The following is a 14,671-nucleotide window of genomic DNA, read 5'->3' as shown; positions in this document are numbered from 1 at the left end:
GACTCCCGCACCACGCAGGGCACTCCGTAACGTCAGGAGGTCAGGGGAACGTCAGGAGGTCAGGCGCTGAGCCAGACCGCCTCGGCGGCGGCGGTGGGCAGCGCGACATCGGCTCCCGCGATGCGGAGGGTGGCTGCATCCCGCACGGTCGCCTCGGCGCCCACGGCGACGCCGGCGGCCTCGACGGCGCGGAGCAGTTCGGGGTCCCGGTCGCTCACGCGCAGCACGCGGCCGATGTGGCCCGCGGCGGCCGTGCCGAGGAGCACGAAAGGCACGCGGTCGACGCGGCCCGAGGCATCCGGGATCGCATCGCCGTGGGGGTCGTAGCGCGGACGCCCGAGCCGCTCGTCGATGCCCTCGAGCAGCCGGTCGCTGATCGCGTGCTCGAGGACTTCCGCCTCGTCGTGGACCTCGTCCCACGCGTAGCCGAACTCGCGGACGAGCCAGGTCTCGATGAGCCGGTGCCGGCGGATGATCGACGCCGCCCTCTGCTCGCCCGCCTCGGTCAGCGCGATCGGTCCGTACGGGCGGTGCGTGACGAGGCCCTGCGCCGCCAGCTTCTGGACCATCTCCGTCACGCTCGACGGGGCGAGGCCGAGCTCGGCGGCGAGCTGCGAGGGCGTGATGCGCTCGGTCTGCCACTCGGTGTGGTGGTAGATCGTCTTGAGGTAGTCGTCGACGGCGGGGGAGGGCACGGCTTCAGGCTACCGGCCCTCCCTCACGAGCCCGTGAGCACCAGCCACAGCAGGATCGCGTTGAGGGCGATGAGGAAGACGGATGCCGCGACCCCCGCGACCGTGGTCATCACGCGGTTGCGGAACCTGCCGAGCACCTCGGTCTTCGCGGTGAGGGCCACGAGCGGGATGAGCGCGAACGGGATGCCGAACGACAGCACGACCTGGCTGAGCACCAGGGCGAGCGTCGGGTCGACGCCCGCCGCGAGGATCACGAGTGCCGGGATGAGCGTCACGAGGCGGCGGGCGAGCAGCGGCACACGGATGTGCAGCAGGCCGTGCATGATCTCGGCGCCGGCGTAGGCGCCCACTGAGGTCGAGGCGAGCCCGCTCGCGAGCAGTCCGACGGCGAACAGCGTCGCGACCGCGGGGCCGAGGCCGGCATCGAGCGCGGCGTACGCGCCCTCGAGGGTGTCGGTCCCCGGGACGCCGGCGAGGTTCGCGGCCGCCAGGAGCAGGATGCAGAGGTTCACGGTTCCGGCGATCAGCATCGCGATGGTGACGTCCCACTTCGTCGCGCGGAGGAGCCGCGCGGTGCCGATGCCTCGGAGCTCGTCGAGGGGCGCCTCGACCCGGGCGCCCGGGGAGACGTCGCCGGCAGGGGCGGGCGCGCCGGTGCCCGGACGCGGCGCGAAGCGGTCCCGCGCGAGCGCGCTGTGCGCGTAGATCGCATGAGGCATGATCGTCGCGCCGAGGATCGAGGCCGCGAGCAGCACCGAGCCGCTGTCCTCGAAGCGCGGCACCAGTCCGGCCGCGATCCCGGAGGGGTCCGGCGGCGCGACGAAGACGCCGTACGTGAAGCCGATCGCGATGATCGCGACCATGCCGATCACGACGAACTCGAACGTGCGCGGGCCGCGCCGGGACTGCACGAGCAGCAGCACGATCGACACCGTGCCCGTGATCACGCCACCCCACAGCAGAGGCACGTCGAAGAGGAGGTTGAGCGCCACCGCACCGCCGATGACCTCGGCGATGTCGGTCGCCATCGCGACGAGCTCGGCCTGCAGCCAGTACGTGCGCCTGCCCCAGCGGTTGCCGATGCGCGCCCCGAGCGTCTCGGGCAGGCTCCGCCCGGTGACGATGCCGAGCTTCGCCGACAGGTACTGGATGAGCCAGGCCATCACGTTGCCGAGCACGACGACCCACACGAGCAGGTAGCCGTAGACGGCTCCGGCGGTCATGTTGCTCGCGACGTTGCCCGGATCGAGATAGGCGACGCCCGCGACGAGGGCCGGGCCGATGAGCCACGCCGCTCGGGGCGTCGTCAGCGAGCGCCGGGGCGCTCTCGGCGCGGCGGCACGCACGCGGTCCTCACCGACCGCACCTGCATTTTTCGGCATACCGAAACCGTACCCGAATTTCGGCGTACCGAAAAGTGGCGCGCGCTCCCGCTCCGGGTAGCCTGAGCCGGTGACTGACGCCCTCGAATCGGACGAGCCGACACTGCCCGTGGGCGTCGGCCCGTGGCCAGGAGGAGCGGATGCCTGGCCCGACGACCCGCGCTACGACCGGAGCCTTCTCGAGCACGGCGACCGGCGCAACGTGGTCGACGCCTACCGGTACTGGACGATGGACGCGATCGTCGCGGATCTCGACGAGCATCGCCACGGTTTCCACGTCGCGATCGAGAACTGGCAGCACGACATGAACATCGGCTCGATCGTGCGCAGCGCCAATGCGTTCCTCGCCGCAGAGGTGCACATCATCGGCCGGCGCCGCTGGAACCGCCGCGGGGCGATGGTCACCGACCGTTACCAGCACGTGCGCCACCACGAGTCCGTCGCGGCGTTCCAGGAATGGGCGGATGCCGCATCCCTCCCCGTCATCGCGATCGACAACGTCGACGGGTCGGTGCCCCTGGCCCGCGCCGACCTGCCCGAGCGCTGCGTGCTGCTGTTCGGGCAGGAGGGCCCCGGGCTCTCGCCCGAGGCGGTGGCCGCGGCATCCGCCGTCGTCGAGATCACCCAGTACGGCTCGACGCGCTCACTCAACGCGAGTGCGGCCGGCGCCGTGGTGATGTACGAGTGGTGCCGGCGCTGGGCGTGAGCCCCGACGTCGTCAGGCTCGCCCGGGGCGCAGCACCGGCCGGGCGTCGCCGGGATGCGCAGCGGCCGCCGGAGTCCTCCGCACGCGCACGAGGTCGGACACCACTCCAGCCGCGCGGCGTCGCTCGGCGTCGATGCGGACGGCGCGTCCGAGGATGATCTGCGCGAGCGGCATCGCCTCGTCCACCGGCGTGCAGGTGGAGTCGCGGTCAACCCCAGGCCTCAGAGACCCGACTCGCGGAACGGGGGCTGCGATACTGAGGACATGAGTTCGGGACGGCGGTTGGCGCTTGGCGCGGTCGCTGCAGTGGCTGCGATTGCAGCCACGTGGGCCGTGCGGCGCGCGTCCCTCCGTTGGGGCGCGAGCGACGGGGAGCTTCGGATGCCGCTGCCGGGCGACGAGTTCCTCCCCGCGCCCGACCTGAAGGCCACCAGGGCGATCACGATCAACGCCCCGATGTCGCAGGTGTGGCCGTGGGTCGCACAGCTCGGCCAGAATCGTGGCGGCTTCTACACGTACGACTGGATGGAGAATCTCGTCGGCATCGACATCCACAGCTCGAATGTCATCGTCCCCGAGCTCCGCATCCGCGCCGTCGGCGACGAGGTCAACCTCGCCCCTCCCGTCGCACTCAGGGTCGTCGCCTTCGAAGAGGGCCACCACCTCGTGCTACGCGGCGCCGTCGGTCCAGACGGCACGGATGCTGGGGCCCCCTACGACTTCACATGGGCCTTCGTGCTCATCGAAGGCGCACCGGGCACCACCCGCCTCATCGTGCGCGAGCGTTACGCGTATCTCGCCGGATGGGCGGCCGCACTCGTCGAGCCTGTCGAGATGGTGAGCTTCCTCATGTCAGAACGGATGCTCCGCGGCATCCGGGAGCGCGCCGAGCGCCCGACGCTGCCCGTGGCCTGAGTGTCGAGCCATGCGCCCACCACGCTGCGCCTGCCGCCCGGTCTGAGGCGGACTACCGCCGACTGGAGCACTCCGCTGACGCCTGCCTGCGCGGTCGTCGTGTTCTTCCTCGCGACGCGGCCGGCAGGTCGCGGTCGTGGTGTGAGAGTGCGCCTGGCCGTCTGGCTTGCCGCGGCATGCGATGGCTCGTTGCCGTCTCCCAAGGCCTGAGCGCGACGGCTCCTGCGCACGGCGAGGAGAAGGTCTAGATTCACACTGTGGCGCACAACGAAGTGACGCAGGATGCGTCCGGCGCGCCGTCGCGAATGCGGAGGCTGGCGCCGCTCTGGGGCGCAGTGGAGGGCGCGCTTGTGGGGGGTGCCGTGGGGGTCGCGACGTACCTCCTCCTGACGCCCGTGCTCGAGGCGAGCACCGGCTTGGTCCGAGAGCTCCAGGGGTTCTCGTGGAACCTGGTCCCCGGCCTCCTGATCGTGGGCGCCCTGCTCGGCGCCGGCATCGGCTTCGCCGCACGGCGGCGGAGGTCACGCGGATCGATCCCGGATGCCGGTACGACGCGCCCTCCCGGCACGCGCTGAGCGATCTCGACGCGGTCTCGACTGAGGTGCGCGATGAGCGCTGTACCGCAATCCAGAAGGGCCCGGCCGTTCAGCGTCTCGGTTCCGCTCATCATCGAGGCGGGAACGCGCACCTGCCATTCATCAACACCAACACCGACCAGACTTCGGGCGGCCGGCCGCGTCTCGTGATACCGCGGCCTGCGGATGCCTCATGCCCCCGCCGTGGTCCACGCGGCACCCCGCACGCGCCAGCCCAGCGTCGCGAGGCGTGCGAGCATGTAGACCCCGAAGAACGCCACCGACAGCCACGCGAGGCCCGCGGCGCCGGTGGGGTGCACCATCGCGACGATGACCAGGGCGGGCACGTACGGCACGAGGTTGAGGCCGCCGGCGATCGCGAGGTACTTCGCGTCGCCCGCGCCGATCAGCACGCCGTCGAGCACGAAGACGACGCCGCAGATCGGCTGGGTGACCGCGAGCACGATGAGGGCAGGCTGGACGAGCGCTGCGATCGCGGGGTCGCCCGTGAACAGCAGCCCGATCACGCCCGAGAGCGCGCCGATCACGACCCCCACGATGACCCCGAACCACGCGCCCCACGCGAGCGTGCGGCCGAGCACGCGCCGCACCAGCGGGGTGTCTTCGGCGCCGAGCCCCTTGCCGATGAGCGCCTGGGCGGCGATCGCGAGGGCGTCGAGGGCGAACGCGGCGGTCGAGAAGATCGTGAAGGCGACCTGCCAGCCGGCGAGCTCCTCGGTGCCGAGCGCGGTCGCGACGGCGACCGTGGCGAGCAGCGCGACGCGCAGCGACACCGTGCGGAGGAACAGCCAACCGCCCGATCGCGCCGATCCGCGCACTCCCTCGCGCTGGGGACGGACGGATGCCTCGTGCCGCCGCGCCAGTCTCCCGACGACGATCGCGTACGCGGCCACCATTCCCCACTGCGCCAGCACCGTGCCGACGGCCGACCCGGCGATGCCCCACCCGAGCCCGTAGATGAACAGCCAGTTCAGGAGCGCGTTCGCGGCGAAGCCGATGCCGGCGATCCACAGGGGCGTCACGGTGTCCTGCATGCCGCGCAGCAGGCCCGTCGCCGCGAAGACGATGAGCATCGCCGGCAGTCCCCACATCGAGATGCCGAGGTAGATCTCGGCCTGGTCGGCGACGAGCGGGGTCGCGCCGAACAGCCCGACGAGGAACGGGGTGGCGATGTAGCCGGCGAGCGCGAGCACCGCGCCGAGGCCGAGGGCGAGCCACATCCCGTCGATGCCGACCGACACAGCCTTCGACGGATCGCCCGCGCCGAAGCGGCGGGCGACGGCGGGCGTGGTCGAGTACGCGAGGAAGACCATCAGCCCGACGATGGTCTGCAGCACCGCCGAGGCGATCCCGAGGCCCGCCAGCGGGGTGACTCCGAGGTGCCCGACGAGGGCGGAGTCGACGATCAGGAACAGAGGCTCGGCGACGAGCGCGCCGAGGGCGGGCACGGCGAGCCGCAGGATGTCGCGGTTCAGCGTGTCGGGCATGCTCGTCACGCTCCGAGCCTAGGCGCGCCCTGCGACGCCCGAGGCTCATCACGATGCGATCACGGCGAGAATTCCCCGGTGGATCGGCGGGTCGAGGGGGTCCGGACGCATATCCTGGAACGCATGACCGACGCCCCCCGTTCCGGTCTCGCGCTCGAGGAGCTCAGCGCCGAGATCCGCCCGCAGGACGACCTCTTCCGCCACGTGAACGGCGCGTGGCTGGAGCGCACCGACATCCCCGAAGACAAGGCCCGCTGGGGGTCGTTCCACCTCATCGCCGAGCAGGCCGAGAAGGATGTCCACGCGATCGTCGAGGAGTCGACGGATGCCGACCCGGGCACCGAGACCCGCAAGATCGGCGACCTCTACACGAGCTTCATGGACACCGCGCGCATCGCCGAGCTCGGCGCCGCGCCGCTCGCCGGTCAGCTCGCGCGAGTCGACGGTATCGACAGCATCCCCTCGTTCCTCCGCACCGTGGGCGAGCTGGAGCGCGACGGCGTCGCCGGACTCGTCCACCTCTACATCGAGCCCGACCCGGGCAACCCCGAGCGCTACGTGGCGTTCATCATCCAGGGCGGCCTGTCGCTCCCGGACGAGAGCTACTACCGCCTCGAGAACTTCGAGGCCACGCGCCTCGCCTTCCGCGCGCACGTGCAGAAGATGCTCGAGCTGGCCGGAGTGGCGGATGCCGCGGCATCCGCTGACCGCATCATCGCGCTCGAGACCGAGCTGGCCACCCACCACTGGGACAACGTCAAGAGCCGCGATGCGGTCGCGACCTACAACCTCAAGCCGTGGGACGACGTGCAGGCGCTCGCCGGCGTCGATCTCGGGCCGTGGGTCGAGGGCGTCGCACCCGCGCACCCCGCTGCGCTCGCCGAGGTCAACGTCTACCAGCCCAGCTTCGTCGAGGGCCTCGGATCCCTCCTGACCGAAGACCGGCTCGACGACTGGAAGGCGTGGCTGCGGTTCTCGATCGTGCACGGCTCGGCCGCGTTCCTGTCGGACGAGTTCGTCGACGAGAACTTCGCGTTCTACGGCACGCAGCTCACCGGCGTGCCCGTCAACCGCGAGCGGTGGAAGCGCGGTGTCGCACTCACCGAGGCGGCCCTGGGAGAGGCGATCGGCCGCGTCTACGTCGAGCGGCACTTCCCGCCGGCGTCGAAGGTCGCGATGGACGAGCTGGTCGCCAACCTCATCGAGGCCTACCGCCGCTCGATCACGGGCCTCGAGTGGATGACGCCCGAGACGCGTCAGCGCGCGCTCGCCAAGCTCGACGCGTTCACGCCCAAGATCGGCTACCCGGTCAAATGGAAGGACTACTCCACGCTCGAGGTCGATGCTGCAGACCTCGTGGGCAACGTGCGCCGCGCGCACGTGTGGGAGCACGACCGTCAGCTCGACAAGATCGGCAAGCCGATCGACCGCGACGAGTGGTACATGACGCCCCAGACGGTCAACGCGTACTACAACCCGCTCATGAACGAGATCGTCTTCCCGGCCGCGATCCTGCAGTACCCGTTCTTCGAGGCCGACCGCGATGCGGCGGCCAACTACGGCGGCATCGGCGCGGTCATCGGCCACGAGATCGGCCACGGCTTCGACGACCAGGGCAGCCGGTTCGACGGCGACGGGTCGCTGCGCGACTGGTGGACCGACGACGATCGTGCGGCGTTCGAGGAGCGCACCAAGAACCTCATCGCGCAGTACGACGCGCTCACGCCCGTGGGACTCGAGGGCGACCACAGTGTCAACGGGGCCCTCACGATCGGCGAGAACATCGGAGACCTCGGCGGTCTCGGCATCGCGCTCAAGGCCTACGAGGTCTCGCTCGACGGCCAGGAGGCGCCGGTCATCGACGGCTTCACCGGTGTGCAGCGCCTGCTCCTCAGCTGGGGTCAGATCTGGCAGCAGAAGGGTCGGGATGCCGAGACCATCCGCCTGCTCACGATCGACCCGCACTCGCCCAACGAGTTCCGCTGCAACCAGATCGTCCGCAACATCGACGCGTACTACGATGCGTTCGGCGTGACGGAGTCCGACGCGCTGTGGCTCGACGAGGACCAGCGCGTCACCATCTGGTGAGTCTGCGGGCGTCGCCCGCAGTCCGTCCTGCGCCCTGGGGGCGCACACCACCCCACTCGAATCCACCGGAAGGAACCCCGCCCGTGGGCACTGAGCCCAGAAGGGATGCCGAGTCGCTACGGGGGTCGCGACGAAGCAGCAGCAGAAGACCGCCGAGGAGGGCGGCGGTCGGACGCCGATCGTTCACGTCGACGCTCAAGTCGCTCGACGACCTCGCCGCGTCCGGCGCGAAGATCTCGGTGCGCATCACCGACCTCGACCGCGGCGGCTCGGTCCTCGCCGGCGACGACTTCGTCACACTCCCCATCGCGGGGCTGGGCGTCGTGCCGCTCCTCATCGAGCTGGCCGCCGCCTTCGAGTCGGGGCGGCTGGATCCGCTGGAGATCATCGACCGGTCGCAGGTCGAGCCGGTCACCGTCGGCGGGGTCTGGCAGCACCTGAAGGCTCCGGCCCTGCCCCTGTCCGACCTCGCGGTGCTGGCCGCCGCGACCGGCGACGCGCTGGCCGCCAACGCCCTGCTGTCCCGCGTCGGACTCCCGGCCGTGCGCGGCCGCATCGAGCAGCTCGGACTCGCCCGGTCGGCCATGCTCGATCGCTTCCGCGACTCCCGCGGGCCCGACGACGCCCCGCACTTCGCACTCGGCTCCGCGCGCGAACTCGCCGAGGTGTTCGCCGCGCTCGTCAACTCGCAGATCGTGTCGGCGAGCGTCAGCGCACAGGTCGCCGAGTGGCTCAGCCTCAACCACGACCTGTCGCTCGTGGCATCCGCCACCGGCCTCGACCCGTTCGCCCACGAGAACGACGAGCACGGCCTGCTCTTCATCAACAAGACAGGCCGGGATGCCGGCATCCGCGTCGAGGCGGGTGTGCTGGCGGGCCCGCGCGCCGGAGTGTCCTACGCGCTGATCGTCTGCTTCGACGATCTGTCGATCATGCACCGCATGCGCGCGCACGAGGCGTTCCGCACGCTCGGCATGGAACTCATGGAGTACGTGTTCTAGCTCCGAAGGACCTGCGCCGGGGCGCAGTGCGGCCTACGCTGGCTGTGTCGCCGACCGAAGGATCCGCCGTGTCCACATCCGATCAGGGCCCCCCTCACCCTCACCCTCACGTTCCCGGCCCCGATGAGCCGACGATCCCCGAGCTGGAAGACGATGAGAACGTTGCTCCGCGCCCCGAGGAGGCGATCGCCGACCTCCTGCGCGCGAAGCCCGACGTCGAGAACCATGGATCGGGAGAGGCGGGCTGATGGCATCCATCGACGGAAGATGGGCGATCGAGATCGCGACACTCGCGGGCTCACGACGTTTCGACCTCACTCTCGCGACGGTCGGCACATCGCTCACCGGCACGGCGGTCGGCGCCACGGGTCCGATCCCGATCCGGAACGGAACGGCGACGGCGGACAGCGCCGAGTTCCGGCTCGACGTCGCTGCACCTGTGCCCTCGACGCTCGTCCTCGCGCTGCGTGTGGACGGCGACCGGCTGACGGGCACCGCGACACCGGGACCGTTCCCTCCGATGAGCGTGGTCGGCGTCCGCACCCGGTGACGACGCCCGAGCGCCGTGCCGGAGGGGGTGGCGGTCGCGCGGCTCAGCCGATCGGGATGAGGAAGGCCACCACGGCGACGACGGCGGCGATGGCGAACGCCAGCACGGTGATGAGCGCCGCCTTGCGCTGGTCCTTCTTCCGGAACTCGGCCTCGTAGACGGCTTCCTCCGTGCCCAGCTCCCCGAAGTTGTAGAGCCCCCGCGACGCGAAGCCCACGCAGAAGTGGAACGCCGCCTGCAGGAAGCCCTGTGCCGCGAGGAACACGGGGAGCGCCACGAGCAGTCTCCACGGCGCTGCCCAGCCGAGCGCGAACGCCAGGACGAGGAAGACGGCGGCCACGACCAGGCCCAGGTATCCCGACAACCGGCGTCTGCGGATCTCCGCCGGGCCGATGTTGCACACGCCCGGCTGGTACACCGCGGTCTTCTCCATGGCGCCATTCTGACGCACCGCGGCCCCATCGGCGCGGAATCGCTCATCGCACCCGGGCGATGCGACGGCGCGGTGGGGTCGGCTCGGCCTAGGCTGTCGGCGTGAGTCGAGCGCTGGACGAAGGGCCGTTCTTACACGGCACGAAAGCCGACCTGCGGGACGGGGATCTGCTGACCGCGGGCCTCCGAGAGCGCCGGCACGTCGGTCGTTCGTAGTTACATGGGTCCCATGCAGAGCACAGACGCCTTCTGGCACGACGCCGAGAGGCACCTCATCCGCTACTCGTCGTCGTTCACGCCGCGCATCATCGAGCGTGCCGAGGGCTCGTACGTGTACGACAGCGACGGCACCGCGATCCTCGACTTCACGTCCGGCCAGATGAGCGCCGTCCTGGGGCACTCGCACCCCGACATCGTGCGTGCGGTGAGCGAGGCGGTCGGCTCGCTCGACCACCTCTTCAGTGGGATGCTGTCGCGCCCGGTGGTGACGTTCGCCCGGCGCCTGTCCGACACGCTGCCCGCGAACCTGACGAAGACGATGCTTCTGACCACCGGCGCCGAGGCGAACGAGGCTGCCCTCAAGATCGCCAAGCTCTACACCGGCAGGCACGAGGTCGTGTCGTTCGACCGCTCGTGGCACGGCATGACGTCGGGCGCCGCGGCGGCGACGTTCTCGGCGGGCCGCCGCGGGTACGGACCGGTCGTGCCGGGCAACTTCGTCCTCCCCACCCCCAACGCCTACCGCTCGCCCTTCCGCCGCGCGGACGGCTCGTACGACTGGGAGTCCGAGCTGGCGTACGGATTCGCGTCGGTCGACGCGCAGTCCACCGGGGCGCTCGCCGCCGTGATCATCGAGCCCATCCTGTCGTCGGGGGGCATCATCGAGCTGCCGCTCGGCTACCTCGCCCGGCTGAAGGAGCTGTGCGAGGCGCGCGGAATGCTGCTGATCCTCGATGAGGCGCAGACCGGGCTCGGACGCACGGGCACGATGTACGCCTTCGAGCGCGACGGCGTGGCTCCCGACATCCTGACTCTGTCGAAGACGCTCGGAGCAGGCCTGCCCGTGGCCGCGGTCGTCACCGGCGACGAGATCGAGCGCGCGTGCGCCGAGCGTGGGTTCCTGTTCTACACGACGCATGTCTCCGACCCGCTCGCCGCCGTCGTCGCGGGCACCGTCCTCGACGTGATCGAGCGCGACGGACTCGTCCAACGGGCGGCGGTGCTCGGCGGCCAGCTCGCGGAGCGCCTCACCGCGATGAAGGAGCGATTCGAGGTCGTCGGCGACGTCCGAGGGCGCGGTCTCATGCAGGGGATCGAGCTCGTGGTCGACAAGGAGTCGAAGGCTCCCGCAGACGCCCTGGGCTCGGCGGTCACGACCGCCTGCCTCGAGCGCGGCCTGCACATGAACATCGTGCAGCTGCCCGGCATGGGCGGCATCTTCCGGGTCGCCCCGCCCCTCACGATCAGCGAGTCCGAGCTGCACACCGGCGTCGACATCCTCGAAGACGCGCTCGCGGCCGTGCTGGCGCAGCGGAGCTGAGCGCTAGAAGACGATCGTGTGGTTGCCGTGGCGGATCACACGGTCCTGCGCGTGCCACAGGACCGCGCGCGAGAGCACCTGGCGTTCGACGTCGGCGCCGCGTCGAGCGAGCTCGGCGACCGAGTCGGCGTGGGTCACCCGGATGGTGTCCTGGTCGATGATCGGCCCCTCGTCGAGGTCGTCGGTCACGTAGTGCGATGTCGCGCCGATGAGCTTCACGCCGCGGTCCTTCGCCTTGCGATAGGGCTCGGCGCCGATGAATGCCGGCAGGAACGAGTGGTGGATGTTGATGACCGGCACGCCGAGCTTCTGCAGGAAGTCCGACGACAGGATCTGCATGTAGCGCGCCAGGACCACGAAGTCGACATTGCCCTCGAGGAGCTTGAGGATCTCGGCCTCGGACGCCGACTTGTCGGGTCCGGGTGCGGACGGCACGTGGAAGAAGGGGACGCCGAACGACCGGACGTCCTCGGCCGCGGTGGTGTGGTTCGAGATCACCATGGGGATCGTCACGGGCAGGTCGCCGCGACGGTGGCGCCACAGCAGGTCGAGCAGGCAGTGGTCCTGCTTCGACGCGAGGATCGCCATGCGCTTCGGGGCGGACTGGTCGGTGATCGTCCACTCGAGGTCGAACCCGTCGCCGAGCGTGCGCGCGAGGTCGGCCTCGATCGCCGGGAGGGCCGCAGCGAGATCGGGCCGGTGGAACACGACGCGCTGGAAGTACGCGCCGCCGGTCGGGTCGTCGGAGTACTGGTCGAACGCGACGATGTTGCCCGCGTTGCGCGTGATGAGGGCCGACACCGCGGCGACGATCCCCGGCCGGTCGCTGCCGTGGACGATCAGGCAGGCGTGGTCGGGCAGAAGGTGCGGGCTGTGGGCGGCCATGGAACGATTCTGCCCTGTCGTGGGCGGGCGGATGCTCCTACGCGGCGCCGGCGGACGCGACGAGGTCGCCGTTGCGGGTGAGTTCGAGATAGCGGGCCACCGCTCCGCGACTCTTCGTGAGGCATGCGATGCGGTCGTCGAGCGTCGAGAGCTCGGTGGCCAGCATCTGCGCGAGGTCGCGGGCGCACGGCGGGGGAGCCTCCAGCTCGCACTGCCGCTCGACGTCCAGCACGACCTTGGCGAGCCGCGTCGACAGACCGGCCTGCACGAGCCCCCGCGCACGGGTGGCCCGGTCGACGTCGCCCTCGGCGTACGCGCGGTAGCCGTTCGCGGACCGCTCCGACGTCAGCAGACCCTGCTGCTCGTAATACCGCAGCATCCGGGTCGGGATGCCGGTGCGCTCCGACAGCTCGCCGATCTTCATGACGGATCTCCCTGCAGCAGAGCTTGACATTGACATTGATGTCAAAGTCTACCGTCGCCTCATGACCACGTCCACGGCATCCGTCGCCCTCTCCACCACCGCCGCGCCGCGCTTCCCGCTCGGAGTCCTGCTCCTTCTCTCCCTCGGCGTCTTCGTCACGGTCACCGCCGAGTCGCTTCCCGCGGGACTCATGCCCGAGATGGCCGCAGACCTCGGTGTCGACCCGCTCCGCATCGGGCTGCTGGTGTCGGTCTGGGCGCTCGTCGTCATCGCGACCAGCCTCCCGCTCACGCGGGCCACGCGCGCGATCGATCGCCGTATCGTCGTGGCCGTCTCCCTCGCGGTCTTCGCGCTCGCGAACGTCGCGACGGCCTTCGCCCCGACATACGAGTTCGCGCTGACCACCCGCGTGGTCGCGGCGATCGCGCACGGCGTCTTCTGGGCGATCGTCATCGTCTACTCCTCGTCGCTCCTGGCCGGTGCCCACCTGGGCCGCGGCCTCGCGCTCGTCACCGGCGGAGGCACGGCCGCAACCGTCCTCGGACTGCCGGCCGCCACCGCGCTGGCACAGCTCACGAGCTGGCGGGTGGCGTTCGCCGCCATGGGGGTGGGGATGCTGCTCCTCGCCGTCGTCGCCCTGCGATGGCTGCCCCACTCGGTCGTGAACCCCGTCCCCGTGGAGGAGCGTGCGCCGCTGCGCCACGATCGGTCGATCCCCCCGCTGCTGGTCTTCGGCGTCGCGGGCCTGCTGCTCGGGCTCGCCCAGTTCATGTCGTTCGTCTACATCCGCCCGTACCTCTCCGACGCCGCCGGCATCCCCGGGGAGTGGGCGAGCGCGCTGCTGTTCGTGTTCGGGGCCACGGGGCTGGCGGGCGTCGCCGTCGCCGGAATGCTCGCAGACCGCTTCCCCCGCGGCGCGCTGACCGCGGCGTTCCTCCTCTACGTCGTCGCGTTCGCCGCGCTCGCCGCGGCACCGGGCAGCCTCGCGGTCGTGATCGCGGCCCTCGCCCTGTGGGGCGCGGCGACGGGCGCCGTGTTCCCGCTGATCCAGACGGCGCTCATGCGCGCGGCATCCGATCGCCTGCGAGACCTCGCGAGCGCCGCGATCATCGTCCTGGTGAACGTCGGGATCGCCGCCGGCTCGTGGATCGGCGGACAGCTGACGGACGCGTTCGGCCCGACCGCGAACATGGCCGTGGCGGCGGGGGCGATGCTGCTCGCTGCGCTCGCGAGCGTGGTCGGCGCCCGGCTCGCCTCGCGCCGTCCTCAGCGCGATCTCGCCCGCGCGCGGGGTGACGAGCACGCGGGATAGACGCTCGATCCGTGACCGTCAACCCCCTCGGGGTCAGGGCCTGGCGATGCCTACGGTGGGTCGACCGCACCAGCCACGGGAGGAATCATGGCCAAGCCGAGCACGATGAGCGCCGAGGTCGACGTCGATGCGCCGATCCGCGCCGTCTACAACCAGTGGACCCAATTCGAGTCGTTCCCGAACTTCCTGCACGCCGTGAAAGAGGTGACGCAGCTCGACGCGACCCGCACGCGGTGGGTCGTGAGCGTCGGCGGCGTCCGCCGCGAATTCGAGGCCGAGATCACCGAGCAGGTGCCCGATCACCTCATCGCCTGGGCGAGCGTCGACGGCAAGACCCACACCGGGCGAGTGGCGTTCGGACCGAACGAGGACGGCGGCACCCACGTCGACCTCGAGATGATCTGGCTGCCCGAGACCGTCGTCGAGAAGGTCGGCGCCGCACTCGACATCGACGTGCGGCAGGCCGAGATGGACCTGCAGCGGTTCAAGGCCTTCATCGAGGAGCGTGGGCGCGAGACCGGAGGCTGGCGTGGCGAGGTCCACGACGGCGTCACGGAACGGGATGCCGGACTCTAGCCGGCGGACACCGCTCGCCGGGGCTCCGCCCCAGACCCCGCGTGCTCGGCGCACATCTCGCCCGATGGGGTCCGCCCGCAAA

Annotated in this window: 17 protein-coding genes; 10 read left to right on the top strand and 7 right to left on the bottom strand. The window is 70.8% G+C overall.

Features of this window, described 5'->3' with window-relative positions; genetic code table 11:
* Positions 1-59 precede the first annotated feature (59 nt).
* Together EER34_RS05240 and EER34_RS05235 are read right to left on the bottom strand one after the other, a co-directional pair.
* Positions 60-695, bottom strand: coding sequence for a metal-dependent transcriptional regulator (locus tag EER34_RS05240; protein ID WP_127473472.1), 636 nt, complete (start codon positions 693-695; stop codon positions 60-62).
* A gap of 23 nt (positions 696-718) precedes the next feature.
* Positions 719-2,077, bottom strand: a complete 1,359-nt coding sequence (locus tag EER34_RS05235; RefSeq protein ID WP_127473471.1) for an Nramp family divalent metal transporter — start codon at positions 2,075-2,077, stop codon at positions 719-721.
* Between the two features lie 70 nt (positions 2,078-2,147).
* Here EER34_RS05235 and EER34_RS05230 point away from each other — a divergent pair, with 70 nt between their 5' ends.
* Positions 2,148-2,783 (top strand): TrmH family RNA methyltransferase, encoded by a 636-nt coding sequence (locus EER34_RS05230; protein ID WP_127473470.1) that lies wholly within the window; start codon positions 2,148-2,150, stop codon positions 2,781-2,783.
* 12 nt (positions 2,784-2,795) lie between these two features.
* On the opposite strand, the gene EER34_RS17430 is transcribed toward EER34_RS05230, so the two are convergent.
* A complete protein-coding gene (locus tag EER34_RS17430) occupies positions 2,796-2,957 on the bottom strand; it encodes a hypothetical protein (RefSeq protein WP_164743456.1) in 162 nt (53 codons plus the stop codon).
* A gap of 207 nt (positions 2,958-3,164) precedes the next feature.
* On the opposite strand from EER34_RS17430, the gene EER34_RS05225 reads away from it, so the two are divergent.
* Together EER34_RS05225 and EER34_RS05220 are read left to right on the top strand one after the other, a co-directional pair.
* On the top strand, positions 3,165-3,698 hold the full coding sequence (locus EER34_RS05225; protein ID WP_240642135.1) for an SRPBCC family protein: 534 nt from the start codon (positions 3,165-3,167) through the stop codon (positions 3,696-3,698).
* 257 nt (positions 3,699-3,955) lie between these two features.
* Complete coding sequence (locus EER34_RS05220) at positions 3,956-4,273, top strand: hypothetical protein (protein ID WP_127473468.1); 318 nt, start codon at positions 3,956-3,958, stop codon at positions 4,271-4,273.
* A gap of 191 nt (positions 4,274-4,464) precedes the next feature.
* Here EER34_RS05220 and EER34_RS05215 read toward each other — a convergent pair whose 3' ends face one another.
* A complete protein-coding gene (locus tag EER34_RS05215; RefSeq protein ID WP_127474301.1) occupies positions 4,465-5,781 on the bottom strand; it encodes an MATE family efflux transporter in 1,317 nt (438 codons plus the stop codon).
* Between the two features lie 123 nt (positions 5,782-5,904).
* Between EER34_RS05215 and EER34_RS05210 the strand changes: the two genes are divergently transcribed.
* The 4 genes from EER34_RS05210 (at position 5,905) to EER34_RS05195 (ending at position 9,420) form a co-directional block, all read left to right on the top strand.
* Entirely contained in the window at positions 5,905-7,869 is a 1,965-nt protein-coding gene (locus tag EER34_RS05210; protein WP_127473467.1) for a M13 family metallopeptidase, read from the top strand.
* Between the two features lie 83 nt (positions 7,870-7,952).
* A complete protein-coding gene (locus EER34_RS05205) occupies positions 7,953-8,870 on the top strand; it encodes a serine hydrolase (RefSeq protein ID WP_127473466.1) in 918 nt (305 codons plus the stop codon).
* A 68-nt stretch (positions 8,871-8,938) separates the two neighbouring features.
* Positions 8,939-9,118, top strand: a complete 180-nt coding sequence (locus tag EER34_RS05200) for a hypothetical protein (RefSeq protein WP_127473465.1) — start codon at positions 8,939-8,941, stop codon at positions 9,116-9,118.
* Positions 9,118-9,420, top strand: coding sequence for a hypothetical protein (locus EER34_RS05195; RefSeq protein ID WP_127473464.1), 303 nt, complete (start codon positions 9,118-9,120; stop codon positions 9,418-9,420). Before EER34_RS05200 ends, EER34_RS05195 begins: the two co-directional genes overlap by 1 nt.
* A 43-nt stretch (positions 9,421-9,463) precedes the next feature.
* Here the strand turns inward: EER34_RS05195 and EER34_RS05190 are convergent, their stop codons facing one another.
* Complete coding sequence (locus tag EER34_RS05190) at positions 9,464-9,853, bottom strand: hypothetical protein (RefSeq protein ID WP_127473463.1); 390 nt, start codon at positions 9,851-9,853, stop codon at positions 9,464-9,466.
* Positions 9,854-10,081: 228 nt separating this feature from the next.
* On the opposite strand from EER34_RS05190, the gene EER34_RS05180 reads away from it, so the two are divergent.
* Positions 10,082-11,392 (top strand): aspartate aminotransferase family protein, encoded by a 1,311-nt coding sequence (locus EER34_RS05180; RefSeq protein ID WP_127473462.1) that lies wholly within the window; start codon positions 10,082-10,084, stop codon positions 11,390-11,392.
* Positions 11,393-11,395: 3 nt separating this feature from the next.
* On the opposite strand, the gene purU is transcribed toward EER34_RS05180, so the two are convergent.
* Both purU and EER34_RS05170 read right to left on the bottom strand, forming a co-directional pair.
* Entirely contained in the window at positions 11,396-12,277 is an 882-nt protein-coding gene (gene purU / locus EER34_RS05175; RefSeq protein WP_127473461.1) for a formyltetrahydrofolate deformylase, read from the bottom strand.
* A gap of 37 nt (positions 12,278-12,314) precedes the next feature.
* Positions 12,315-12,701 carry a MerR family DNA-binding transcriptional regulator gene (locus tag EER34_RS05170; protein ID WP_127473460.1) on the bottom strand — a complete coding sequence of 129 codons (387 nt, stop codon included), beginning with the start codon at positions 12,699-12,701 and terminating at the stop codon, positions 12,315-12,317.
* A 61-nt stretch (positions 12,702-12,762) separates the two neighbouring features.
* Here EER34_RS05170 and EER34_RS05165 point away from each other — a divergent pair, with 61 nt between their 5' ends.
* Together EER34_RS05165 and EER34_RS05160 are read left to right on the top strand one after the other, a co-directional pair.
* Positions 12,763-14,013, top strand: a complete 1,251-nt coding sequence (locus EER34_RS05165) for an MFS transporter (protein ID WP_164743455.1) — start codon at positions 12,763-12,765, stop codon at positions 14,011-14,013.
* An 87-nt stretch (positions 14,014-14,100) separates the two neighbouring features.
* Entirely contained in the window at positions 14,101-14,589 is a 489-nt protein-coding gene (locus EER34_RS05160; RefSeq protein ID WP_127473458.1) for an SRPBCC family protein, read from the top strand.
* Positions 14,590-14,671: the final 82 nt, after the last annotated feature.

The sequence above is a fragment of the Microbacterium sulfonylureivorans genome (assembly GCF_003999995.1).
In the GTDB taxonomy this organism is placed as follows: domain Bacteria; phylum Actinomycetota; class Actinomycetes; order Actinomycetales; family Microbacteriaceae; genus Microbacterium; species Microbacterium sulfonylureivorans.
The sequence above is the reverse complement of the archived record's forward strand: the minus strand, read 5'-3'. Positions and strand labels throughout refer to the sequence as shown.